This window comes from Enterobacter sp. EC_64 (genome assembly GCF_019584165.1).
Taxonomy (GTDB): Bacteria; Pseudomonadota; Gammaproteobacteria; order Enterobacterales; family Enterobacteriaceae; genus Enterobacter; species Enterobacter roggenkampii.
On record NZ_VDAS01000032.1, the window covers coordinates 14,139 to 37,191 of the forward strand.

Genomic DNA, 23,053 nt, shown 5'->3' on the forward strand with positions numbered 1-23,053 from the left:
AAAGACATTACTGCGGGAACCACTGCTCGCTGATTTTCTGGTACGTTCCGTCCGCTTTAATCGCTTTCAGCGCGCCGTTCAGTTTTTCCAGCAGGGCTTTATTATCCGGACGTACCGCGATGCCGAGGCCCGTGCCGAAGTACTGCGGATCGGTCACTTTTTCCGTTGCGGTGCCCAGCTGTGGGTTGGTTTTCAGCCATTCGTTCACCACGGCCGTATCGCCGAAGACGCCGTCGATACGGCCATTTTTCAGGTCGATAATCGCGTTCTGGTAGCTGTCATAGGCCACGGTTTTCACTTCCGGATGTTTGTCCTGCAGGTACTTCTGATGGGTGGTGCCGTTTTCCATCCCGATGCGTTTGCCTTTCAGCTGATCGAAAGAGGTATACGCGCCTTTCTTCGCAATCACCACCGCCGAGTTGGCGTAGTACGGGTCGGTGAACGCGACCTGCTTGCTGCGCTCAGGCGTGATGTCCATCCCGGAGATCACCGCGTCGTATTTTTTGAACTTCAGCGACGGGATCAGGCTGTCAAAAGCATGGTTAGTAAAGGTGCAGTCGGCCTGCATCTGTTTGCACAGCGCTTTCGCCAGATCGATATCGAAACCGACGATCTGGTTGCTGGCATCCAGCGATTCAAACGGCGGATAGGTGGCGGAGACGCCGAAATTGATTTTATCCGCAGCGGATGCGCCAGCGGCGAAGGTGGCGAGTAATGCGGCCAGAACTAACTTTTTCATTGTAATGCTCCCGTCTGTCTTATTGATGCGCCGTGTCTGCGGCCTGGATGTACAATGCCAGTTAATGAATTTGTATGCAATAAAAATGATTAAGTATTATGTTAATCACAAAAAAAAGCGGATAACCCATCAGGTTACCCGCTCCATGAATACCGTTTTATGCACTTGCGTGGTTAATTCCTGCGCTCAAACGCCAGCGCTTTACGCTCAATAAGGCGCATCATCAGCGTCAGCAGACCGTTCACCACCAGATAGACCACGCCCGCCGCGCCGAACACCATCACGTCATAGGTGCGCCCGTACAGCAGCTGTCCGTGTCCCATCACTTCCATCAGGGTGATGGTATAGGCCAGAGAGGTACTCTTGAACACCAGCACCACTTCGTTGGAGTAGGAGGAGAGCGCGCGCTTAAAGGCGTACGGCAGCAGGATCGCCAGCGTGTCTTTCTTGCTCATGCCCAGCGCCCCGCAGGACTGCCACTGGCCTTCCGGAATGGCGCGGATCGCACCAAAGAACAGCTGGGTGGTATAGGCCGCGCTGTTCAGCGAAAGGGCAATCAGGGCACACAGCCACGGCTCAGAGAGCAGATGCCAGATAACCGGATACGCCTGCAGCGACGGGAACTGGCCCGGGCCGTAGTAAATCAGGAAGATCTGCACCAGCAGCGGCGTACCGGTAAACAGGGTGATGTACCCGCGCACAATCCACACCAGCACCGGCGTTTTCAGCGTCAGGATGATGGTGAAGATAAGGGCCAGGATCAGCGCCACGATAATGGACGCCACGGTCAGCGTCAGGCTGGTGTGCAGCCCTTTCATCAGCTCGGGAAAGTATTCAAGCATCAGCCTGGTCTCCGTTCAAAGCGCGTCGCTCGCAGGTCAATACGCTTGAGGATGTACTGACTGAGCAACGTGATCACCAGGTAGATTGCCGCCGCCACAATGTACCAGGTAAACGGCTCCTGGGTACGGGTGGCGATGCTTTTGGTTTGCAGCATCAGATCGTTAACGCTGATCAGGCTCACCAGCGCGGTATCTTTCAGCAGCACCAGCCACTGGTTGCCGAGGCCCGGCAGGGCATGACGCCACATCTGCGGCATCACCAGACGGAAGAAGATGGCGGATTTCGACAACCCTAACGCCTGACCTGACTCCCACTGTCCCTGCGGCACGGCCTTCAGCGCACCGCGCAGGGTTTGCGACGCGTACGCGGAGTAGAGCAGGGAGAGCGCAATGACGCCGCACAGGAACGGGCTGACGTCGAAGTTGTCAATCTGCATCTGCACCGGGATCTGCGCAAAGCCGAGATTAATCGTGAAGCCGTCCGACAGCGTGAGCAGCAGCTGCGAGGAACCGAAATAGATGAACAGGACCACCAGAATTTCCGGTAGCCCACGCAGCACGGTGACCAGCGCGGAGCCTGTCCAGGCAACGGGGAACCATTTCGCGGATTCCCACACCGCAAAGAACATCGCCAGCACCAGGCCGATAATCAGTGCGCAAACGGCAAGGCCGACGGTCATCCCGGCGGCGCTTGCTAAAGGAAAAATTTCATTCATCAGGAATTACTTCTGGAACCATTTTTTGTAGATGGTTTCGTAGGTGCCGTCTTTCTTCACTTTTTCCAGCGCAGCGTTGAATTTCTGCTGCAGCTCAGTGTTGCCCTGACGAACGGCAATCCCCAGACCGGTACCGAAGTAATCCTTATCGGTCACTTTGTCGCCCACTGGCGCCAGTTTATCGTTGGCTTTCAGCCACTCGGTCACGACAGCGGTATCGCCAAATACGCCGTCGATACGGCCATTCTGCAGATCCAGCTTCGCGTTCTGGTAGCTGTCATATGGCACGGTGGTGATTTCCGGATGCTTATCCATGATGAATTTCTGGTGCGTGGTACCGTTCTGCACGCCCACTTTTTTGCCTTTCAGCTGATCGACAGAGGTGAATTTGCCTTTCTGACCAATGAACAGGGCAGAGTTATCGTAGTAAGGGGTGGTGAACAGCACCTGCTTTTCACGCTCCGGGGTGATGTCCATACCGGCCATTACGGCGTCGATACGGCGGAACTTCAGGCTTGGGATCAGGCTGTCGAACGCCTGGTTGCTGAAGGTGCAGGTCGCATCGATCTCTTTACACAGGGCGTTAGCCAGGTCCACGTCGAAGCCAACAATTTTGTTGTTCGCATCAATGGATTCAAACGGAGGGTAAGAGGCTTCCGTGGCGAAACGAATGGTCTGAGCTGCGGTAGCGGAAAGGGTAACGCCAGCAAGCAGCACGGCAAGTAATACTTTTTTCATTATATTTCCCCTGACACAATCAATGAGATAAATAGTTTTTGAAGGCATCGGTTTGCGGGTTAGCGAAGCAGCTCGCATCACCTTGCTCAACGATATACCCGTTTTCCATGTACACCACACGGCTGGCGGTTTTACGCGCCACTTCCACTTCGTGGGTAACGATAACCTGCGTAATGTTGGTTTCCGCCAGCTCGCGAATAATGCTGACGATCTGAGCGGTGATTTCCGGGTCCAGCGCGGCGGTGGGTTCATCAAACAGCAGTACCGCAGGTTCCATCATCAGCGCACGGGCAATGGCCACGCGCTGCTGCTGACCACCGGACAGGTGCAGCGGGTAGCGGTCGCTGTAGGGCTTGAGGCGCAGACGCTCCAGCAGCTTTTCGGCACGCGCGATGGCCTGATCTTTGCTTAAGCCCAGCACGCGGCACGGGGCTTCAATCAGGTTTTGCAGCACCGTCAGGTGCGGCCAGAGATTGTATTGCTGGAAGACCATGCCGACGTTTTGACGCAGCTCGCGTATCGCTTTATCAGACGGCGTCTTTGCGAAATCAAAATGGTTACCGGCAATTGCCAGCGTACCTGAACGGGGCATCTCAAGCAGATTAAGGACGCGCAGAAGGGAACTTTTGCCTGCACCGCTTGGGCCAAGCAAAACCAGCGTTTCACCTTCCGGGCAGTTCAGCGTGATGTCAAACAGCGCCTGGTGTGCGCCGTAGAAGCAGTTAATGCCGTTTAGTTTAATACTCATCGGGGCAGTCTTTACTCATCCAGGCAATCTATAGCAATTGAGGCCGCAGATAGTACCGTTGACAGAATAGTTATGCAATATTTCTGCGTTAAAAGTTAAATATAACCCGTATTTCCTCTTAAACATAGCACAAAATAGCGAAGGGCAAAGGCGGCGAGTATAAATGTCGGCATTCCGCGAGAAATGCCGGACATTTTACGGGGGTAACATTTTTATCACTGATGAATCAGCGGTTCTCAATCGACTGGCGAAGCGTGCCTGCCGGGGCATGCACGCTGCCGCCCACGTAGCGTACGTCGTCCACCGCCCAGCACTGGCCTTCACGGATCATCAGCACTTCGTCCTGCCAGGTTTGGCTGCCCTGCGTCAGCTTCACGCGCAGCGGAATGTTACGGGCATCCGTGTTCGGGATGGTTGACGCGCTGGCCACTTCTGCGCTGTCCGGCAGCGTGGTGCGGCTGGAGAACGGGTCGGATTTCAGCAGCGCGTTGTGCTGCGGATCGCGGGTGGCATCGTTAAGCAGTTTTGCCAGACCATCGCTCAGATACGGGCGCAGGCCGGTGAGGTCGTTGCTGCGGTGCTGAATCCGGTAATCATAGAACTGCTGCGCCACGGTGTCCGGGCCGCCCTCAATGCAGGGGCCGCTGCGGGTACCGATATCCTTAAAGGCTGGCGTGACCGTGGTGGTACAGGCGCTGAGCACCAGCGCGCAGGGCACTAAAAGTGTTAAAGCTGAATAGCGCATGTTGATTTCCTTATTTATTAACTATCCTTTCAATCATAGCGTAACGAACCGATAATGCTGTGCCTAAGGCATTGAACGCTAAAGAAGGAGAGAAACCATGCAGTTTTCAACAACGCCAACCCTGGAAGGACAGACAATAACCGAGTACTGCGGCGTGGTCACCGGCGAAGCGATTCTCGGCGCCAATATCTTCCGTGACTTTTTTGCCGGTATCCGCGATATCGTGGGTGGCCGCTCTGGCGCATACGAAAAAGAGCTGCGCAAAGCACGCGAAATCGCCTTTAAAGAGCTCGGCGAGCAGGCGGAAGCCCTCGGCGCGGATGCGGTCGTGGGAATCGATATTGACTACGAAACGGTCGGGAAAGACGGCAGCATGCTGATGGTGAGCGTAAGCGGTACGGCGGTGAAAACCCTGCGATGAGGCGTGCGTTTGCCACGCTCCTGCTGGCGCTGCTGCTGGCAGGGTGCGTTACGGAAAAGGGGATTATCGATAAAGGTGCCTACGAGCTGGATACGCGTCATCAGGCGCAGGCGGCTTACCCGCGCATCAAGGTGCTGGTGATCCACTACACCGCGGATGATTTTGACAGCTCGCTGGCCACGCTGACGGATAAAAACGTTAGCTCTCACTATTTGATCCCCGCCAACCCCCCGGCGCCGGACGGCAAGCCGCGCATCTGGCAGCTGGTTCCCGAGAGCGAGCTGGCCTGGCATGCGGGCATTAGCTTCTGGCGCGGCACCAACCGGATTAATGATACGTCCGTGGGGATTGAGCTCGAGAACCGCGGCTGGCAAACGCGTGACGGCGTGAAAACCTTTACCCCGTTTGCGCCTGCGCAGATTGCAGCGCTGATCCCGCTTGCCAGGGACATTATTGCCCGCTATGACATTCAGCCGCAGAACGTGGTTGCCCATGCCGACATTGCCCCGCAGCGTAAAGACGATCCCGGCCCGCTGTTTCCGTGGCAGCAGCTGGCGCAGCAGGGGATAGGAGCCTGGCCCGATCCCGCGCGCGTGGCGTTCTATCTTAACGGGCGGCCGCGCTATCAGGAGGTCGAGCGCGGTGCGTTGCTTGATGTGCTGAAACGCTATGGCTACGAGGTGCCGGACAACGCCACGGAACAGCAGCAGAAGAGGGTGATCAGCGCGTTTCAGATGCACTTCCGCCCCGCGCTGTGGAACGGCGTGGCTGACGTAGAAACCCTGGCCATCGCCGAGGCGCTTTTAGAGAAGTACGGGCAAGGGTAGTCCTCAGGGCTGCCCCTGACCAGGCCGTATTACCTTAGTTTTCTTGAGATTAATCTTAAGTACATTCTCAATTCATTTTTAGTTAATTGACTTAAAAGTACCCTCATTTAAGATAGACGTATAGCTTGCTAAGTATTTATAAAAAATAACACCTGCATAGTGATTTTTATTATCACTTCTCCTTGAAGTTTTTTATCAGGATTATACGAATAGTTTCGGTGGTTCCACCGTGGCCATTTTTTATCTAAAATTTACATCTTAATTCGGGTATAACAATGTTAAGCATTTACGGCAGAAAATTACGTCCTCATCATGAAATAGAAAAAATCATTTCCGCAACGGAAGGATTTGAAGAAAAATCGTTAAAGAAATGGCAAAAAATTTCCACCGTCGATAATGAATTTATTCATATTATCGTCAGCGGTGAAGTGGAATTCCGCCGCGAATCCGACGAGCTCTGCTTGTTCACCCTGCAGGGGCAGTGCATTTTTGGACTCTCTTCCATTTTTTATCATTCGTCCCATATGTATGGCCTGGTCCGCTCGAATACCGTGGTGCGCTCGATTCCGAAAAGCGTTTTCTCTCAACTGATGACCGAGAAAGGCTTGTGGCCTGAACTCACCAAGGTGCTGGCCTGGTATATCTGTCTCCTGAGCAAGCGCGATGACGTGCTGGTTGCCCGCAGCGCCTATTCTGTCGTGCGCGAATTTTTGCTGGAAATTAATGAACTGATTGTACATCATCAACGCGATATTAATGTTTATGATTATATTCAGGAATACACCAGCCTGGCACGCAGTACGATTATAAAAATCCTCTCCGATCTGAAAAAAGGTCAATACATTGTGGTGGAAAAGGGTCGACTCCTTAATATCACCAACCTGCCTGAAAAATATTAACTATTCCAGCCGGTCTCCTTTTTTACTTAATGGAGACCGGGCACTTTCTTTATGTAATGCGTCCGCCTGAGTATTATCCTGCGTTTCGTCAACCGGCGGTGCGGGTATTTTCCCTTGCGAATAATCCTGCTCTTGTTCTTTTAACGCCTGCTTAAACAGTTCGGTTAATGATGCGTCGTCACCCTCCGTGCGGGGGGAGACGGCATCGTCGTGCGCTTCCGTTCCGGGGAGGGTATCCCGCGAGGTATCGTGCGGCACCGTGCCGTCAGGCATCTGCTGCCAGTCGGCGTCGTCGCTGTTAATCGGCAGATCCTGCATGGCAGGGACGTCGGCCTGCACCGGGACGGGTTTCGGGTGCTGATGCGGGAACGGCTTGCTCACGTACACGTAGTGCATATCGGAAAGCTGCGTCTCGGGCTTCGCCACGTTCACTTTTTTTACCGGCTCCGGCGCAGGGTGGCGCAGTTGCCAGTATACGTGGGCGTACAGCCCCGCCATCAGCATGACGCAGAGGCTTACTATTCCTAAAAAGGCGTTAGAAGCGATTTTTCTCAGGCGGGGAATGCGGTACGAAAACCAGACCGCCTCCCCGGAAACGTAGCTGCGCTGAGCCGCAAGACAGATGGTAGACATTAGGAATGCTTCTCCTGCGTTTTCGCGTCTGGTGCGGCATGGGGGGGCTGAAGCAGCACGCTCGGCGTGGTGTTAGTGTCGTGCATCAACTGCATCAGCGTCTCTTCACCCGGGATACCGTCGACGCGCAGATGCATTTTTTGCTGGAACTCGCGGGTGCGTTTCATCATCTCCGTCGTCCAGGTTTGAGCGTGGGTTTCCGGCTCGGCAAGGGCCTGGCTCAGCTGCTGATCCAGCCACCCCATGTCCTTCGCATCGCTGGCGGCGCTGATGGCGTCTTTGCCTTCCGGCGTCAGGCGGTGGAGTTGGGTATAATTGCCGGTGGCATGCTGGTTAAACCAGTGACGGCTTACCTGCCAGGTGCGGTTATTCATCAGCAGGTCGAGTGAGTTATCCCCGACGCGGGCGACCACGGCATAGTTAAGGTGGTTGCCGGTTTTCAGTTCACTCACCCACGGATACCCTTCCTGGGCCAGCGCGTCCGGTGAGGCATTTCCCTGCTTACACATCAGGTTCACCTTCGCGGCGTTCTGGCACAGGGCATCGTCCGCCGAGGCGTCATACCCCCATATCAGATAGAGCTGATGCATCGCATCCGGCTGATTAACCACCTCGTTGTCGATAGCCGGCACCACCGGCGCCTGCTCGATGGGCGTCTGCTGTTTCCAGCTCGCGGGCACCGGCAGTTGAATCGGAAGTCTTGCTCCGATCGAGGAGGTCAAATACCAGCCGCAGGCAGCGAACAGCACGGAGGCGAACAGCCCCACGGTAGCCAGGCGCATACCGTGTTTTTTCGCAGGCAGGATCTCACCGGCCGCCAGGCGCAGATGACGCGGGCTAACCTGTTCTGCGCGTTCGGTCCAGGCGGCGAGCATCGACAGGTGCGCCAGCTCGTTCAGCTTGCTGATATTCCCTTTGGTCAGCGCATGCATTTTACGCACGCGCGCCGGGGTTAACGGCGAGTGCTCACACCCGTGCGTTTCACACTGCGCCTGAACGTAGCTGAGAAACTCCCGGCAGGTAAGGGGGCGCAGGGTGTGGCAGGTATGCGCATATTCACGCAGTTCAGACTGCTGCATCAGAACGGCTTCCCGATCCGCTGCACCCATCAATACGACGGACAGACGAAACTCCAGCTCCTGCGCGCGCGTCAGCAGCAGAGCCAGCACCTCCCGACAGGTCTCTTTCATGGCATCGGTATGGCTAATCACCAGCACTTTCGTCCTGCTTTTCCCTCCCTGCCACTGGTGCAGGATGGCATCCACCGCCTGAAGCCGGTTTTTGCTCTCTTTCGTTCCCGGATTGAGTTTATACAGCAGGCTACTGGCACTCAGTTTTGGAAACGCGTTGATGGCAATAACGTCAGGGGTTGCGGATTTCAGGGCGTCGCTGAACTGGCCCAGCAGCGGGGCATCGTCTGCAAAGAGCCCAATAATCCCCGCCTGTTGGGTTTTCTCTTTCAGCAGGTTGAAAATATCCTGGTGATACGGCACGAAGAAATCGCCCGAGGCGCGGGTAATTTTTCGAAAAGGCGGGTGATTAAATTTAAAATGACTCTGATACATAACGACTTACCGTCTCTGGGCATGAATAGCAATGGCCCAGAAAAGTACGGCAAGGGTGCGTCATGGTCAATTTACGGGCAGGGTAAAAATAACCTGTCGGCTACCTCTAACACTGGTTTTTTTGACGGTCAATCTTTTTCTTTATCAAAGTTAACGGCGAAGCAGGTGGTCGATTGTCAGGCCGCTAATTACTATTTATGTCACATATTGGCGCAGCATGACGCTGCTTATTTCCGCTTTGCTAAAGGCCAGATGAATAATGAGGCTCTCACTTTTTTCACGGTGGATAATGCCCTGTATTATGTTTGTATTGCTGATTTTTTGCGGTCAGCAAGGCTACGTCATTTTTAAAGATTATAAAAAAGTGACGAATAAACTCGCGAACGCAGCGGCGAAACCGCAAAAAAAACGTCAGGAAGAAAAGACATTTTCACTTTTCACCGCCGCCGTGCGTCAGGACAACCTGCCAGCGGCCGGAAAAGCCCCGCTCGCTGCCGAAATTGAGGGGATCGTCCGCAGCGACGATGCCTGGTTGTCCTTCGCCGTGATCAAAACGCCGGGTGGTCAAAAGAGCTATCGCGAAGGCGAGGCGTTGACCGGTTTTAACGATGCCTTTATTCAGGAAATAAACAAAGACAATGTGGTGGTTAATTACGAAGGTGCTACGCAGGTACTGGCGTTAAATAAACCTGACTATTTTAAGGGCGGCGTTGACAGCGGCCCGGTAACCCAATCGACGAAAGATGCTGGTGCTGAAAGCGTGCATCTGGATGATTATCTGGTGTTAAAGCCACTTATCGAAAAGGGCCAGCTGGAAGGCTACAACATTAATCCAAGGAATGCCTCTGACTTCTACAGCCATGCCGGTCTGGAAAAAGGTGATGTGGCGGTAAAAGTCAATTCTGTCGATATGACCGATGCAGAAAAGGCAAAAGATATTATTGCCAACTGGTCGAAAATGAAAGAAGCGGAGGTCGTCGTCAGACGTCACGCTCACCTTGAAAATATTCGGGTCAATGTTCTAAACAATTAACAAGTGTACAGACATGAAGAAATTTCCTTGGGCGTGCGTGGCGCTGACCGCATTGTCGTTATATTCCAGTTCGCTGCTCGCAGCTAACTTTAGCGCCAGCTTTAAAAACACCGATATCCGCGAATTTATTGATACGGTAGGCCGCAATCTGAACAAAACCATTCTGGTCGACCCGTCCGTGCAGGGCACGGTGTCGGTCAGAACCTATAACGTGTTGACGGAAGACGAATATTACCAGTTTTTCCTGAGCGTGCTGGACCTGTACGGCCTGTCGGTGATCCCGATGGATAACGGCATGGTTAAAGTGGTGCGCTCGAGCATTGCCCGCACCGCCGGTGCGCCGCTGGCCGACGGTAAAAATCCGGGCAAAGGCGACGAGATCATCACCCGCGTCGTACGCATGGAAAACGTGCCTGTTCGCGAGCTGGCGCCGCTGCTGCGTCAGCTCAACGATGCCACCGGCATCGGTAACGTGGTCCACTTTGAGCCGTCCAACGTCCTGCTGCTAACCGGTAAAGCCTCGGTGGTGAACCGCCTGGTGGATCTGGTTCAGCGCGTGGACAAAGACGGTATTCAGCGTCGTGAAATCGTGCCGCTGCGCTTTGCGTCCGCCAAAGAGCTCTCGGAGATGTTGAATAACCTCAACAACGAAGAGCAGAAAGGGCAGAACGCGCCGCAGCTGGCGACCAAAGTGGTGGCCGATGACGAAACCAACAGCCTGGTGATCAGCGGTTCGGAAGATGCGCGCGCGCGGACCCGCTCCCTGATCCATCAGCTGGATCGCGAGCAGAACAACGAGGGGAATACCCGCGTCTTCTACCTCAAGTATGCCAGCGCCACCAAGGTGGTGCCGGTACTCACCGGCATCGGCGAGCAGCTGAAGGACAAGGCCGGCGCGCCGAAGTCGAAAACCGCGCCAGCGTCCAGCGATCTGAACATTACCGCCGACGAAGCAACCAACTCGCTGGTGATTACCGCCCAGCCTAACGTGATGAACTCCCTTGAGAAGGTGATCGACAAGCTGGACATCCGTCGTCCGCAGGTGCTGGTGGAAGCCATCATCGCGGAAGTGCAGGACGGGAACGGCCTGGATCTCGGCGTGCAGTGGACCAGCAAGCACGGCGGCGTGCAGTTCGGCTCCACCGGACTGCCAATCAGCCAGATTAAAAATGGCACCATGAAAGGGGCGAGCTTCACTGGCCTGGCGACCGGCTTCTTTAACGGTGATTTTGGTGCGCTGGTGACTGCGCTTTCCACCGACGGCAAAAATGACATCCTCTCCACGCCAAGCGTGGTCACGCTGGATAACAAAGAAGCGTCGTTCAACGTGGGCCAGGATGTGCCGGTACTTTCCGGTTCGCAAACCACCAGCGGCGATAACGTCTTTAACTCCGTTGAGCGTAAGACGGTCGGTACCAAGCTGAAAATTGTGCCGCAGATTAACGATGGCGACATGATCCATCTGAAGATTGAGCAGGAAGTCTCCAGCGTCGACAACAGCGCGACGGAAGACTCCAGCCTCGGCCCGACCTTCAATACGCGCACGATCAATAACGAAGTGATGGTCCACAGTGGCCAGACGGTTGTGCTTGGCGGTCTGATGGAAAATGTGACCAAACAGTCCGTGTCCAAAGTGCCGCTGCTCGGCGATATCCCGCTGGTCGGTCAGCTGTTCCGCTACACCTCCCAGGATACCTCCAAGCGCAACCTGATGGTGTTCATTCATACCACCGTCCTGCGTGACGACGACAACTACAGCGCGGCCTCGAAAGAGAAATATGACCAGATCCGGGTGCGCCAGATGCAGCGCGTGGAAGAGAAAAAGCTCGGTATTGTTGAGCCGAGCGACAATGCCGTCCTGCCCGCGTTTCCTTCAGCAAGCCCTCACGCCGCACCGGTGAAAACCAGCGCGACACGCAATCCGTTTAAAGAGTAAGGCGGAGGGCAACGTGGACGAACTGAGTAAAACACTGTGTAGCAGCAGCTACGCAAAAGATAACGGCGTTCTGCTTTACAACAATTACGTCTATATCCGTGAGGACACCCCGGCGTTAGCACTGCTGGAAGTGCGCCGGGTGTTGGGCCGCGCGTTCGTCCCGGTTACTGTGACGCCGGAAGCGTTTGACGAGATGCTGGCCAAAATCTGGCAGCAGAGCAGCGGCGTTTCACAGCAGCTGGTGGACGACATGGATGCGGATATCGACCTGATGGCGTTAACCGAGGAGATCCCGGATAACGAAGATCTGCTTGATAACGACGAAAACTCGCCGGTGATCCGCCTGATCAACGCCATTCTCGGCGAGGCGGTTAAGGACGGCGCGTCGGATATCCATATCGAAACCTTTGAGCGCACGCTGAGCATTCGCTTCCGCGTTGACGGCGTGCTGCGCCCGGTGCTGCAACCGGCGCGTAAGCTCGCCCCGCTGCTGGTGTCGCGTATCAAGGTGATGTCGAAACTCGACATTGCCGAAAAACGTCTGCCGCAGGATGGCCGTATCTCACTGCGCATTGGCCGCAAGGCGATCGACGTGCGCGTCTCGACCATTCCGTCCCAGTACGGCGAGCGCGTGGTCATGCGCCTGCTCGATAAAAGCAATCTCAAGCCCGACATCAACAAGCTGGGCCTGATCGATGAAGAGCTGGAGAAGTTAAAAGGGCTGATTGACCGCCCGCACGGCATTATCCTGGTCACCGGGCCGACAGGCTCCGGTAAAAGTACCACCCTGTACGCCATTCTTTCGGCGCTGAACGGTCACGAACGCAACATCCTGACCGTGGAAGACCCGATCGAATATGAGCTGGAAGGGGTGGGGCAGACGCAGGTTAACCCGCGCGTGGACATGACCTTTGCCCGCGGGCTGCGCGCTATTCTGCGTCAGGACCCGGACGTGGTGATGATCGGGGAAATTCGTGACGGTGAAACCGCGCAAATTGCGGTACAGGCGTCGCTCACCGGTCACCTGGTCATGTCTACGCTGCACACCAACAGCGCCGCCGGGGCGATTACGCGTCTGCGGGACATGGGGCTGGAGTCCTTTTTAATCGGTTCATCGTTGCTCGGTGTCATTGCCCAGCGTCTGGTGCGTCGGCTGTGTACGCACTGCCGGACCACCAGTCCGCTGGATGCCAATGAAAAAGCGCTGTTCAGCTTTATGGACGCGCCGCCAAAAGCCATTTATCGCGCGGTGGGCTGTGAACACTGCCGCCAGAGCGGCTATCAGGGCCGTGCCGGTATTCATGAGTTCCTGGTGGTTGACAGCGCCATGCGCCGCGCCATTCATGAAGATAAAGACGAAATGTCCATCGAGACGCAGCTCTTTAAGCAGGCTTACAGCCTGCGCGAAAACGGGCTGCTGAAGGTGATTAGCGGCGTCACCTCGCTGGAAGAGGTGATGCGTGTGACCGCCGAGCGCGGGGGGGATGCGTAATGGCCTTCTACGCCTGGACGGCGACGGATGTCGCAGGCAAAACCCAGCGCGGCACGCTGCAGGCCGAGGGGCAAAGCAGGTTCGCCAGATGTTGCGCGAGCAAAAGCTGATGCCCGTCAGCATCAGCGAAACCCGTGAAGCGGCGTCTGCCGGAAAAGCAAAAACCGGAGCCAGGCTCTCCACGCCGGTGCTGTCGATGTTTACCCGTCAGCTCTCCACGCTGGTCAACGCCGCACTGCCGCTCGAGAGCGCGCTGAAGGCGATCTCGAAGCAAACGGAAGACAACAAGCTGGCGGCAATGGTGGTGGAGATCCGCGAGAAGGTGGTGGAAGGTCACACCCTGTTCGACGCCTTCAGCCAGTTCCCGCGCACCTTTGACAAGCTCTACTGCACGCTGGTGATGGCCGGTGAAAAAACCGGCCACCTGGGCGACGTGCTGGAGAAGCTGGCGGAGTACAACGAGCAGCGCCAGAAGATGAAGAGCAAGCTGACGCAGGCGATGGTCTACCCGATTACCCTCACCGTGGTCGCCATCGCGGTCATCAGCATTCTGCTGGTGGCGGTGGTGCCGCAGGTGATCGAGCAGTTCACCCACATGAAGCAGCAGCTGCCGATCACCACCCGCACGCTGATTGCGGTGAGCGATTTCCTGCAGGCGTACGGGATCTACATCGTGGGGATCCTCGGCGGCGGATTTGTTGGCTTTAAGACCTGGCTCAGAAACGCCAAAAACCGTTTTCGCTGGCACAGCTGGCTGGTGAACGGCTCGCCGATTAAAAAGCTGGTGTGCGCGATCAACAGCGCTCGCTATATCCGCACGCTCAGCATCCTGCAGGCGAGCAGCGTGCCGCTGCTTGAAGGGATGTATATCGCGATGGACGGTATCGAAAACCTCTACGCCCGGCAGGTGCTGGAGCAGGCGGCGGATACCGTGCGTCAGGGGGCCTCGCTCTATGCCGCGCTGGAGCAGGCGAAATTATTCCCGCCCACCATGCTGTACATGATTGCCTCCGGCGAAGAGAGCGGCGAGTTAGGCAACTTAATGGACCGCGCGGCGGAAAACCAGGAGTCGGCGCTACAGCATCGTATTACGTTAACGCTCTCGGTATTTGAACCGGCGCTGGTGGTCTCCATGGCGACGATTGTTTTATTCATCGTGCTGTCAATATTACAGCCGCTTCTGCAACTTAATAATATGGTAGGTTAAATCATGGCTATAAAAACAAAACGTCTGGCTCGCCAGGCGGGGTTCACCTTGCTCGAATTAATGGTGGTGATCGTTATTCTCGGCGTTTTAGCGAGTATGGTGGTGCCCAATTTAATGGGTAATAAAGAAAAAGCGGACGCGCAAAAGGCGACCAGCGATATTGTTGCGCTCGAAGGCTCGCTGGATATGTATAAGCTCGATAACCACCGCTACCCAACGACCGAGCAGGGGCTGCAGGCGCTGGTGACCAAGCCTGAGATCGCGCCTATTCCCAACGGCTACCGCGCCGACGGTTATATTCGCCGCCTGCCGCAGGATCCGTGGGGCAACGATTATCTGCTCGTCAGCCCGGGTGAACACGGCGCCGTAGACGTCTTCTCTGCCGGTCCTGATGGCGAAGCCAACACCGCAGACGATATTACGAACTGGTCTCTGGATAAGAAAGAGAAATAATGAAGAATCAATGCGGCTTTACGTTGCTGGAAATTATTCTGGCGCTGGTGATATTTGCCAGTTGCGCCATGATGGTTGTCTCAACAATACCCTCACGCAGCGGTGCGGATATATTTGGTCAGCAATTAAAAGCCCTCGTTGATTATGGTTCAGACCGCGCGGTCATGGACGGAAATATTGTCGGGCTGGTGATCGCTACCGATAAATATCAGCTGGTCACGCTCGACGATAAAAACGGCGAACGTCACTGGGTGCCGTTATCCGCCGGCCGTATTACCACGAAGGGCGATTTCCCGGAAGAGATGCACGTGTCGCTCTCGCCTCAGCGTCTGGCGGCTAACGTCGAGGCCGACCCCCAGATCCTCTTTCTGCCGGACGGTGAGATTGGCCGTTTTACGCTGACGCTGCAAAGTTACGACAAACAGCATCACTTCCGCGTGGTGTCGCAGGGCGCGGCCCCGGTTTCGGTAGAGAACGATGACTAAAGGCAAGGTTAAGCAGAACGGGATGACGCTCCTGGAGGTGATGGTGGCGCTGGTCATTTTCTCCACCGCCGCGCTGGCGCTGATGAATTCTGTCTCCCTGAACGTGCGCTTCACCCACGGGCTGGCCGAAACGCTGCAGGCCAGCTGGGTTGCAGAAAATCAGCTGGCTGAAGCCCAGCTTAGCAAAACCGATTTTCCCGATGCCGAGGAGCAGGGGACGGAAATCATGGGGGGGCGCAGCTGGTACTGGCATAAGCAGCGGGTGAAAACCGCCAATAGCGGTTGGGCCAATGCCATCCGCGTTTACGCCGAAGGCGATAAAAGCCAGCCGGTCATTTCGCTTCAGATCATTGGGCCGGGAGAAGAGAGCAAGTGAAGACGAGCCGACGCCAGCGCGGTTTTACCCTGCTGGAGATCATGATTGCGCTGACCATTTTTGCGGTCATCAGCACCCTGGCCTGGCAAATTCTCGACGGCGCGATGCGCACCAGTTCGGCAACCGATACCCGCGCGGCGAAGCTTAATCAGCTTCAGCGTGCCTGGAGCCTGATGGAGCGCGATTTTTTCCAGCTGCAGGCGCGGGCGCCGCGCAACGCGCCGGATCTGTTTTTACAGGATGGCGATGCCGTGGAATTTACCACGCTGAACGGCGTGAGTGGCACGGTCCAGCTGGAGCGCGTGCGCTGGCGGCTGGAAGAAGGGCGTCTGTATCGCGACGTCTGGCCGGTGATTGACAGCCCGGCGGACGTCAAACCCGATGAAGTGCCTATCGTCAGCGAGGTGAAAGCGATGCAGTGGCGGTTTTATCACCAGGGCTGGCAAAAAAGCTGGGGTGACTCTGCCCATCTGCCAGACGGCGTGGAGCTTACGCTGACCATGGAAAATGGCGACACCTGGCGCTGGGTGTTTACCACGCCGGGAGAGATACCAGAAGCGGCGGCACCGGCGGCAGAAAACGCGCCTGCCCCGCAAAATGCGCCTGCGCCGGACGTGAAGCCATGAGCCGGGTCCATCAGCAACGCGGTGTTGCCCTGCTGGTTGTGCTGATCCTGCTGGTCATGATGTCGGCCCTGGCGGCCAAAATCAGCCAGCAGTTCTGCCGTGATTTGCAGAAAACCCACTATCAGGTGAGCCAGCAGCAGCTGCGCTGGGCAATGCAGGCGCAGGAAAAAGTGGTGAAAGACCGGTTGCAGAACGACGCCAGCGGCGAGAGCAAACCGCTCGACCCGGAGGGCGACTGGCACCAGCCGCTGGAGACGCAGGGTGAAGACTATACGGTGGTCAGCCAGGTCGACGACGCGCAGGACTGCTTCAACGTCAATAACCTGCTGGCCGCAGACAAAGTGGCTCAGGATCAAAATGCGTCAACCGTGCCGGAAAAACCGCGAAAAGAGAAGATTGTCGAGCAGATCCTGACGGACGGCGGCATCAGCCAGACGGCGGCGGAAGAAATTTATCAGCAGCTGGTGGATTATCTCGACGGCGACGCCACGACGGTGAAAGAGGGCGCGGAGATGGACGCCTGGTCTGGCGTAGTGCCGGCGCGTCAGCCTGCGAATCAGATGATGCGCACCCTTGCCGAGATCAAGCTGCTGCCGGCGTTTCCTGCTGCAGCGTACCCGAAAGTGAGCAAGCTGTTATGCGCGCTGCCGGACTCGGCCAGCAAGGTGGATGTCAATACTCTGACGCCGGAGCAGGCGCCCTTACTGGCAGCCCTGTTCCCGGGAAAACTCACCGCGGACGATGCCGTACGCCTGATTGAGTCGCGGCCGGAAACCGGCTGGGAAAGCATGGACGTCTTCAGCAAAGCGCTGGAACAGGCCTTCCCGCAGTTGAAGGAAGAGTTGCCGCAGGTGGCCGGGCTGCTCTCCATCAACAGCCGGTATTTTCGCGTCAACTACACCGGCAATACCGATGAGTTAACGCTTCGCGTGGTGAGCCAGCTTCAGGTGAATAACGAAGCCGGTGAAATTGTGACGTGGCAACGTCGTTACCGAATGATTGAATAAGAAAAGTAGAACGCTATGAAACAGGTCCTTTTTGTTCGTCCCGACAGCCGTGAGGACGGGAAAATCATGTGGTGTGAGTCGGGAAGCGAACAGGTTACAACCCTGGACACCCCGCAGGCGCTGCATACCCTTGCCGACCATCCTCTTGCTGCGCGCGTGTGTCTGCTGCTGCCCGCCAGTGAGATGATCTTCCGCCACTTTACGCTGCCGAAGAAAATGGCGTCGCAGGCGACCGCCTTCTCGTGGATGGCGGAGGAGACTCTGATTGGTGAGGTGGACGATCTCCACTGGACGGTGCTGAACAAAAAAGGCGCCGAGGTGGACGCCGTGGCGATAGATTCCGCCCGCCTGCAGCAGTGGCTGACCCGCTTTCACGAGGCGGGCCTGAAGGTCATTCAGGTCCTGCCTGACGCCTGGCTGCTGCCGGTCACGGCGGGTGGAAGCACGCTGGTTGCGCGGGAAGAGAACTACTGGTTGCGCTTGTCGCCGCATATCGCCTGTAACGTTGAGGTTGGCCTGTTGCCGCTGCTGATGCAAAAAGCCGGAGAGGGCGAGGTCCGCTGCTACGGGGACATCCCGCCGGGCATTGAGGTTGACGAACAGCTGGCGGCAGAACATCCGCTGGTGCTGATCCAGCCGCAGTGGCGGGCGTGCCGCGTCAACGTGCTGCACGGTGCGTTCAGCGCGAAAGCGACCAGCGCGAGGGCGGCGAAAGGGATGAAGGCCGCCGTCGCGGTGATGGGGCTTCTCTCTCTGGGCCTGCTGCTCGGCCCCCGCATCACCCTGGCGTGGATGCTGGCAGATCGGGAAAATCAGGTGCAGCAGGAGATGGTCGAGCTTTATCAACACCATTTTCCGAGTATGCGCCACCAGACCAACCTTAAGTACCATTTTGGACAGAACATCAAGAAGCAGCCTAAAGGCATTTTTTTGCAGATGGACGAACTGGAAAAGATCCGTCAGTCCGTTCCGTCGATGGAAATTACGCTGTTTGAATATGACGACACGCAGGGAACCCTGACATTAAGCGTGAGTGCGCAAAACGAGCAGGCATTACAGGAATTCATTCATCAGGCCAGCACGAATTTTGATTTTACGTTACAGCCTATTTCAAAGGACGCGCCGTATACGGCCATGATTACAGGGAAATATAAATGAAAGCGCGAATTGCACAGTTTACATCTCGTTATCAACAATACAGCACCAGAGAAAAATTCATTTTAAAAATAGCGGCGGGAGCTTTATGCAGCGCCGTCATCTATTACGCAGGGATAATTCCCCTGGATAACATGATAAAAAATAGCCAGGCGACGCTGGCGCGACAAATTGAAACGGTAAACTGGATGAAAACAGAAATTGATAAAAATCATCTGCCGGTGCTACAGGTGAAAACCGATAATCCACGCAGCGTGGTGGAGAATAGCGCGCATGAAATTAACCTGACGCTGACCGATATTCGTCAGGACGGTCAGACTCTGGCCTTTGTCGTGAACCGGGTCAACGTGTATGAATTAAAAAACTGGCTGCGAGAGATGAACCTCGCGTCAGGCGTCAGGCTGGAGAAAATGAACCTCACGCCCGTGGATCACCTGAGCGACGTGAAGGCCGAAATCCAGCTGACCTGGAAAAAAGTGGCATGAACGGGCTGATACTCGTCCGGGAGAGTTATCCCGTCGGGTTTGCCGCGATGAGCGGCGTATTCGGCGCGATCCTGGGGAGTTTTCTCGGCGTTGTGGTGGATCGCGTGCCGGGGATGGTGCTAGAGGAGGAGAGCCGCAGCAACCTGCTTTTCCCGGCGTCACACTGTCCCGTCTGCCAGCATGCTCTGCGCGCATGGGAGAACATCCCGCTGCTGAGCTGGCTGGTGCTGAGGGGACGCTGTCGTTGCTGCAAGTCGCCGATTCCGCTGCGGTTATTTTTACTCGAGCTGTTGACGGCGGTGTTCTTTGGCCTCACCGCCCGCTGGATACCGGACTTAGCATCCCTTTTCTCGCTGTGGGTGCTGGCGGCCTTTCTGCTGCCGCTGGCGATGATTGACGGACAGCACCAACTGCTGCCCGACTGCCTGACGCAGCCGCTGCTCTGGGCCGGGCTGCTGTTCCACGCCTTCAGCCACGGGCTGCTCCTGCGTGATGCGCTGCTCGGCGCGGTGGCAGGCTATCTTTCGCTCTGGCTGGTGTACTGGGCGTTTCGTCTGCTTACCCGTCGGGAAGGGCTGGGCTACGGCGATTTCAAGCTGCTGGCGGCGCTGGGCGCCTGGTGCGGCTGGCAGTCACTGCCTGCGATTGAATTAATTGCCGCATTAAGTGGCATAGTGGGCTATTTGCTATTAAATAAATCGAATAAAAATAACCTAACCATCGCTTTCGGACCTTATCTGGCTTTTGCTGGAATAGCGCTCTATACCTGCCAGCTATTTGTGAATACCTATTAAATAACCGGGTCAAGTTTTTTTATCAATATTTTCGACGAGGAAAGAGAAGGACGACCTTTTATCCTCAGTGTATCGTAAAAGGCATAAGCTACACGGATTTTTAGCTTGTATCTTTTAATGGAGGAATACAACGCGTCTTTAAGGTTTGGATAACGGCTGTCTGCGTATTTAAAAACGCACTATGTGAATATCATTCCATGTTCTAAAGGAAGACATGGATCAATTTCGTTTACGAATAAATTTATCAGGAAAGAAAAATGAAATTTATTAAGCCTAAATATCTGGCGCTCTTTATTGCAGCGGCAACCGGTTCTGCATTCGCTGCTGCGCCAGGTGCACCGACCATCGGCTCCGGCAATGACAAATTTGCGCTGGTCGAGGTGGATCAGGCCGCGCAGGATTACAACAGCCTCGTCAAGGTACATAACGACGGCGTGGATGTGAAAGTCGAGTGGAACGTGTGGAGCGGCGACGCGCCAACGTCTGCAAAAGTGCTGCTGGATGGTAAAACCGTGTGGACCGGCGCAGCTGGTGCAAGCGGCTCAGCCACCTTTAAAGTGAAAAAGGGCGGACGTTATCAGGAGCAGGTGGAAGTCTGTAATGCCAGCGGCTGTACCAAAAGCGCCAGCAAGCTGATCATCGTGGCGGACACCGACGGCAGCCATCTGCTGCCGCTGAACGCGCCGCTGCAGGAGAACAACAAAACGTTCGCCAAACATACTGATAAAGTGGTTGCGGCGTATTTCCCTGAATGGGGCGTTTACGATCGTAACTTCCCGGTTGATAAAATCCCGGCAGCGAACCTGAACCACATCCTCTATGGCTTCATTCCAATCTGTGGCGGCGACGGCATCAACGATGGCCTGAAAACCGTTGAAGGCGGTAACAGCTTCTCCGTACTGCAGCGCGACTGCGCGGGCCGTCCGGACTATACCGTCGCCATTCACGATCCGTGGGCTGCGCTGCAAAAACCGCAGTCTGGCGTCTCCAACTGGGACGACCCGTACAAAGGCAACTTTGGCCAGCTGATGGCGCTGAAAAAAGCGCATCCGGACCTGAAAGTGCTGCCATCCATCGGTGGCTGGACGCTGTCCGATCCGTTCTTCCACATGGGCGACCCGGCAATCCGTGCCCGCTTCGTCTCCTCTGTGAAAGATTTCCTGCAGACCTGGAAGTTCTTTGACGGTGTGGATATCGACTGGGAATTCCCTGGCGGCGGCGGCGTGAGCGAACACCTGGGTAACCCGCAGCAGGATAAAGCGACGTATACCGCCCTGATGCATGACCTGCGCACCATGCTGAACGAGCTGTCTGCACAGACTGGCCGTACCTATGAACTGACCAGCGCCATCGGTGCGGGCCGCGATAAGATTGAAGACGTGGATTACACCGCTGCTCAGCAGTACCTCGACCACATCTTCCTGATGAGCTATGACTTCTACGGCGGCTGGAGCAACACCGAGCTGGGCCACCAGGCCGCACTGCGCGCGCCGTCATGGCGTCCGGACACGAACTACACCACCGAGAACGGCGTGGACGCGCTGCTTGCTCAGGGCGTACAGCCAGGCAAGATCGTGGTGGGTGCGGGCATGTATGGCCGCGGCTGGACTGGCGTGCATGGCTACACCGGTGACAATCCATTCACGGGTACCGCAACCGGTATGGTGAAAGGTACCTGGGAACCTGGCGTGGTCGACTACCGTCAGATCGTTAACGAGTACAAAGGCAAGCCTGGCTGGGAATATGGTTACGACGCGAATGCTGAAGCGCCATATGTCTTCAATAAGTCTACCGGCGACCTGATCACCTATGAAGATGCACGCTCTACCGCCGCTAAAGGCAAGTATGTGCTGTCGAAAAACCTGGGTGGACTCTTTGCCTGGTCTATTGACTCTGATACCGGCGACATCCTGAACGCGATGAACGAAAGTTTGCTGGGCGGTTCTACCCCGGTCGATCCGGTGGTCACCAACCATGCGCCAATCGCGTCTTCTGCGGATCAGAACGTCTCTGGCCCGGCAACCGTCACGCTTGATGGTTCTGCTTCCAGCGATCCAGATGGCGATGCGATTACCTACAAATGGACCCAGGTTTCTGGCCCATCTGTAACTCTCTCCAACAGCACCAAAGCGAAAGCCACCTTCAACGTTGCGGCAGCGACCAGCGATCAGACCATGGTGTTCCGCCTGACGGTTACGGATGCTAAAGGCCTGAGCAACGCCATTGATGTGCAGGTTGTGAACAAAGCGCCAAAAGCTAACCAGGCGCCAGTCGTGAACGCAATGGAGGCAGTGACGCTGCAGGCAGGAGAAACCTATGCTCTGCACGCGCAGGCTGTGGATCCAGACGGTGATGCGATGACCTTCTCCTGGAGCGTGCCAGCGGATATGCATGCAACCGGTACCGATACCGCGAACGTGACGATCACTGCACCAGACGTTGCCACCACGTCTACCTATACGCTGAGCGTAGTTGTAGGCGACGGCAAAACCAGCGTGCAGTCTAACGTGCAGGTAACCGTGAATCCGAAACCGGCTGACGTTACACCACCGTCTGATGAGGTTACACCTCCGTCTGATGACGTAACGCCACCCTCTGATGAAGTTACGCCTCCGTCTGATGACGTGACCCCGCCATCTGACGAAGGGTCTGCAACCGGTAGCTGCGATGCGCCTGTCGATGCTAACGCCAGCAAATATGCCGCGTGGGATGCCAGCAAAATCTACAACAGTGGCGATACCGTGAGCTTCGACCATCTGGTGTGGAAAGCGAAGTACTGGACGCAAGGCAACCAGCCTGGCTTCGGTGTGGATGCCTGGGAGCTGGTCAGCAACGTGAAGATGAACTGGCGTTCTGACCTGGTTTATAACGGCGGCGAAACCACAACCTACCAGGGCAACGTTTACCGTGCCAAATGGTGGACCCGCGGTGACAACCCGGCTAACAGCGATGTATGGGTGAAAGAAGGTCCTTCAACAGACTGCAAATAACCTTCTGAACCGTGGATTGCGGGAATGGGTAATGGTGCCAACTTACTGATTTAGTGTATGATGGTGTTTTTGAGGTGCTCCAGTGGCTTCTGTTTCTATCAGCTGTCCCTCCTGTTCAGCTACTGAAGGCGTGGTGCGTAA

The 23,053-nt window shown here is 55.9% G+C and carries 25 protein-coding genes and 1 pseudogene; 18 read left to right on the top strand and 8 right to left on the bottom strand.

Going from position 1 to position 23,053, the window contains the following annotated elements; translation table 11 throughout:
• Positions 1 to 7: 7 nt before the first annotated feature.
• The 6 genes from artJ to FHC52_RS19755 all read right to left on the bottom strand — a co-directional run bounded on the left by artJ (position 8) and on the right by FHC52_RS19755 (position 4,528).
• Positions 8 to 739, bottom strand: coding sequence for an arginine ABC transporter substrate-binding protein ArtJ (gene artJ / locus FHC52_RS19730; protein WP_021240923.1), 732 nt, complete (start codon positions 737 to 739; stop codon positions 8 to 10).
• Positions 740 to 912: 173 nt separating this feature from the next.
• On the bottom strand, positions 913 to 1,581 hold the full coding sequence (gene artM, locus FHC52_RS19735) for an arginine ABC transporter permease ArtM (RefSeq protein ID WP_023343658.1): 669 nt from the start codon (positions 1,579 to 1,581) through the stop codon (positions 913 to 915).
• Positions 1,581 to 2,297 carry an arginine ABC transporter permease ArtQ gene (gene artQ, locus FHC52_RS19740; protein WP_008500033.1) on the bottom strand — a complete coding sequence of 239 codons (717 nt, stop codon included), beginning with the start codon at positions 2,295 to 2,297 and terminating at the stop codon, positions 1,581 to 1,583. Before artQ ends, artM begins: the two co-directional genes overlap by 1 nt.
• A gap of 6 nt (positions 2,298 to 2,303) precedes the next feature.
• Entirely contained in the window at positions 2,304 to 3,035 is a 732-nt protein-coding gene (gene artI / locus FHC52_RS19745) for an arginine ABC transporter substrate-binding protein ArtI (RefSeq protein ID WP_008500032.1), read from the bottom strand.
• A gap of 19 nt (positions 3,036 to 3,054) precedes the next feature.
• On the bottom strand, positions 3,055 to 3,783 hold the full coding sequence (gene artP / locus FHC52_RS19750; protein ID WP_008500030.1) for an arginine ABC transporter ATP-binding protein ArtP: 729 nt from the start codon (positions 3,781 to 3,783) through the stop codon (positions 3,055 to 3,057).
• 226 nt (positions 3,784 to 4,009) lie between these two features.
• A complete protein-coding gene (locus tag FHC52_RS19755) occupies positions 4,010 to 4,528 on the bottom strand; it encodes a lipoprotein (RefSeq protein WP_023326990.1) in 519 nt (172 codons plus the stop codon).
• A 97-nt stretch (positions 4,529 to 4,625) separates the two neighbouring features.
• Here FHC52_RS19755 and FHC52_RS19760 point away from each other — a divergent pair, with 97 nt between their 5' ends.
• The 3 genes from FHC52_RS19760 to FHC52_RS19770 all read left to right on the top strand — a co-directional run bounded on the left by FHC52_RS19760 (position 4,626) and on the right by FHC52_RS19770 (position 6,675).
• Positions 4,626 to 4,949 carry a heavy metal-binding domain-containing protein gene (locus FHC52_RS19760; RefSeq protein ID WP_008500028.1) on the top strand — a complete coding sequence of 108 codons (324 nt, stop codon included), beginning with the start codon at positions 4,626 to 4,628 and terminating at the stop codon, positions 4,947 to 4,949.
• Entirely contained in the window at positions 4,946 to 5,776 is an 831-nt protein-coding gene (locus FHC52_RS19765; protein WP_044596920.1) for an N-acetylmuramoyl-L-alanine amidase, read from the top strand. The genes FHC52_RS19760 and FHC52_RS19765 overlap by 4 nt, the downstream gene beginning before the upstream one ends.
• 275 nt (positions 5,777 to 6,051) lie before the next feature.
• Positions 6,052 to 6,675, top strand: a complete 624-nt coding sequence (locus FHC52_RS19770) for a helix-turn-helix domain-containing protein (protein WP_023292914.1) — start codon at positions 6,052 to 6,054, stop codon at positions 6,673 to 6,675.
• Here the strand turns inward: FHC52_RS19770 and FHC52_RS19775 are convergent, their stop codons facing one another.
• Both FHC52_RS19775 and FHC52_RS19780 read right to left on the bottom strand, forming a co-directional pair.
• Positions 6,676 to 7,308, bottom strand: a complete 633-nt coding sequence (locus FHC52_RS19775; RefSeq protein ID WP_220420216.1) for a hypothetical protein — start codon at positions 7,306 to 7,308, stop codon at positions 6,676 to 6,678.
• The gene (locus FHC52_RS19780) at positions 7,308 to 8,873 is read right to left on the bottom strand and encodes an ExeA family protein (protein WP_220420217.1); all 1,566 of its coding nucleotides are present in this window, start codon (positions 8,871 to 8,873) and stop codon (positions 7,308 to 7,310) included. Before FHC52_RS19780 ends, FHC52_RS19775 begins: the two co-directional genes overlap by 1 nt.
• Here FHC52_RS19780 and FHC52_RS19785 point away from each other — a divergent pair.
• The 15 genes and pseudogenes from FHC52_RS19785 to FHC52_RS23080 all read left to right on the top strand — a co-directional run.
• Positions 8,859 to 9,224, top strand: coding sequence for a hypothetical protein (locus tag FHC52_RS19785; RefSeq protein WP_126287221.1), 366 nt, complete (start codon positions 8,859 to 8,861; stop codon positions 9,222 to 9,224). The genes FHC52_RS19780 and FHC52_RS19785 overlap by 15 nt on opposite strands.
• Entirely contained in the window at positions 9,175 to 9,906 is a 732-nt protein-coding gene (gene gspC, locus FHC52_RS19790; RefSeq protein ID WP_021240915.1) for a type II secretion system protein GspC, read from the top strand. Before FHC52_RS19785 ends, gspC begins: the two co-directional genes overlap by 50 nt.
• A 13-nt stretch (positions 9,907 to 9,919) precedes the next feature.
• Positions 9,920 to 11,842, top strand: coding sequence for a type II secretion system secretin GspD (gspD, locus tag FHC52_RS19795; RefSeq protein ID WP_032674443.1), 1,923 nt, complete (start codon positions 9,920 to 9,922; stop codon positions 11,840 to 11,842).
• Between the two features lie 13 nt (positions 11,843 to 11,855).
• On the top strand, positions 11,856 to 13,334 hold the full coding sequence (gene gspE / locus FHC52_RS19800; protein ID WP_220420218.1) for a type II secretion system ATPase GspE: 1,479 nt from the start codon (positions 11,856 to 11,858) through the stop codon (positions 13,332 to 13,334).
• Positions 13,334 to 14,541 (top strand): annotated as a pseudogene (gene gspF, locus FHC52_RS19805) (type II secretion system inner membrane protein GspF). The gene gspE and the pseudogene gspF overlap by 1 nt, the downstream one beginning before the upstream one ends.
• Before the next feature lie 3 nt (positions 14,542 to 14,544).
• On the top strand, positions 14,545 to 14,994 hold the full coding sequence (gene gspG, locus FHC52_RS19810) for a type II secretion system major pseudopilin GspG (protein ID WP_008500018.1): 450 nt from the start codon (positions 14,545 to 14,547) through the stop codon (positions 14,992 to 14,994).
• A complete protein-coding gene (gene gspH, locus FHC52_RS19815; RefSeq protein WP_032674445.1) occupies positions 14,994 to 15,479 on the top strand; it encodes a type II secretion system minor pseudopilin GspH in 486 nt (161 codons plus the stop codon). The genes gspG and gspH overlap by 1 nt, the downstream gene beginning before the upstream one ends.
• A complete protein-coding gene (gene gspI / locus FHC52_RS19820) occupies positions 15,472 to 15,855 on the top strand; it encodes a type II secretion system minor pseudopilin GspI (RefSeq protein ID WP_023292909.1) in 384 nt (127 codons plus the stop codon). The genes gspH and gspI overlap by 8 nt, the downstream gene beginning before the upstream one ends.
• Positions 15,852 to 16,481, top strand: coding sequence for a type II secretion system minor pseudopilin GspJ (gene gspJ, locus FHC52_RS19825; protein WP_025912913.1), 630 nt, complete (start codon positions 15,852 to 15,854; stop codon positions 16,479 to 16,481). The genes gspI and gspJ overlap by 4 nt, the downstream gene beginning before the upstream one ends.
• Positions 16,478 to 17,488, top strand: coding sequence for a type II secretion system minor pseudopilin GspK (gene gspK, locus FHC52_RS19830; RefSeq protein WP_032656397.1), 1,011 nt, complete (start codon positions 16,478 to 16,480; stop codon positions 17,486 to 17,488). The genes gspJ and gspK overlap by 4 nt, the downstream gene beginning before the upstream one ends.
• Positions 17,489 to 17,503: 15 nt before the next feature.
• Entirely contained in the window at positions 17,504 to 18,646 is a 1,143-nt protein-coding gene (gene gspL, locus FHC52_RS19835; RefSeq protein ID WP_032635605.1) for a type II secretion system protein GspL, read from the top strand.
• The gene (gene gspM, locus FHC52_RS19840; protein ID WP_021240906.1) at positions 18,643 to 19,128 is read left to right on the top strand and encodes a type II secretion system protein GspM; all 486 of its coding nucleotides are present in this window, start codon (positions 18,643 to 18,645) and stop codon (positions 19,126 to 19,128) included. The genes gspL and gspM overlap by 4 nt, the downstream gene beginning before the upstream one ends.
• Positions 19,125 to 19,922, top strand: a complete 798-nt coding sequence (locus FHC52_RS19845; protein WP_032656401.1) for an A24 family peptidase — start codon at positions 19,125 to 19,127, stop codon at positions 19,920 to 19,922. The genes gspM and FHC52_RS19845 overlap by 4 nt, the downstream gene beginning before the upstream one ends.
• Positions 19,923 to 20,179: 257 nt before the next feature.
• Positions 20,180 to 22,912: a glycosyl hydrolase family 18 protein gene (locus tag FHC52_RS19850; RefSeq protein ID WP_008500009.1), complete on the top strand. Its 2,733-nt coding sequence runs from the start codon at positions 20,180 to 20,182 to the stop codon at positions 22,910 to 22,912.
• A gap of 82 nt (positions 22,913 to 22,994) precedes the next feature.
• Positions 22,995 to 23,053: IS1 family transposase (locus FHC52_RS23080; protein WP_136697432.1), on the top strand; the 59-nt coding region annotated here is incomplete at its 3' end.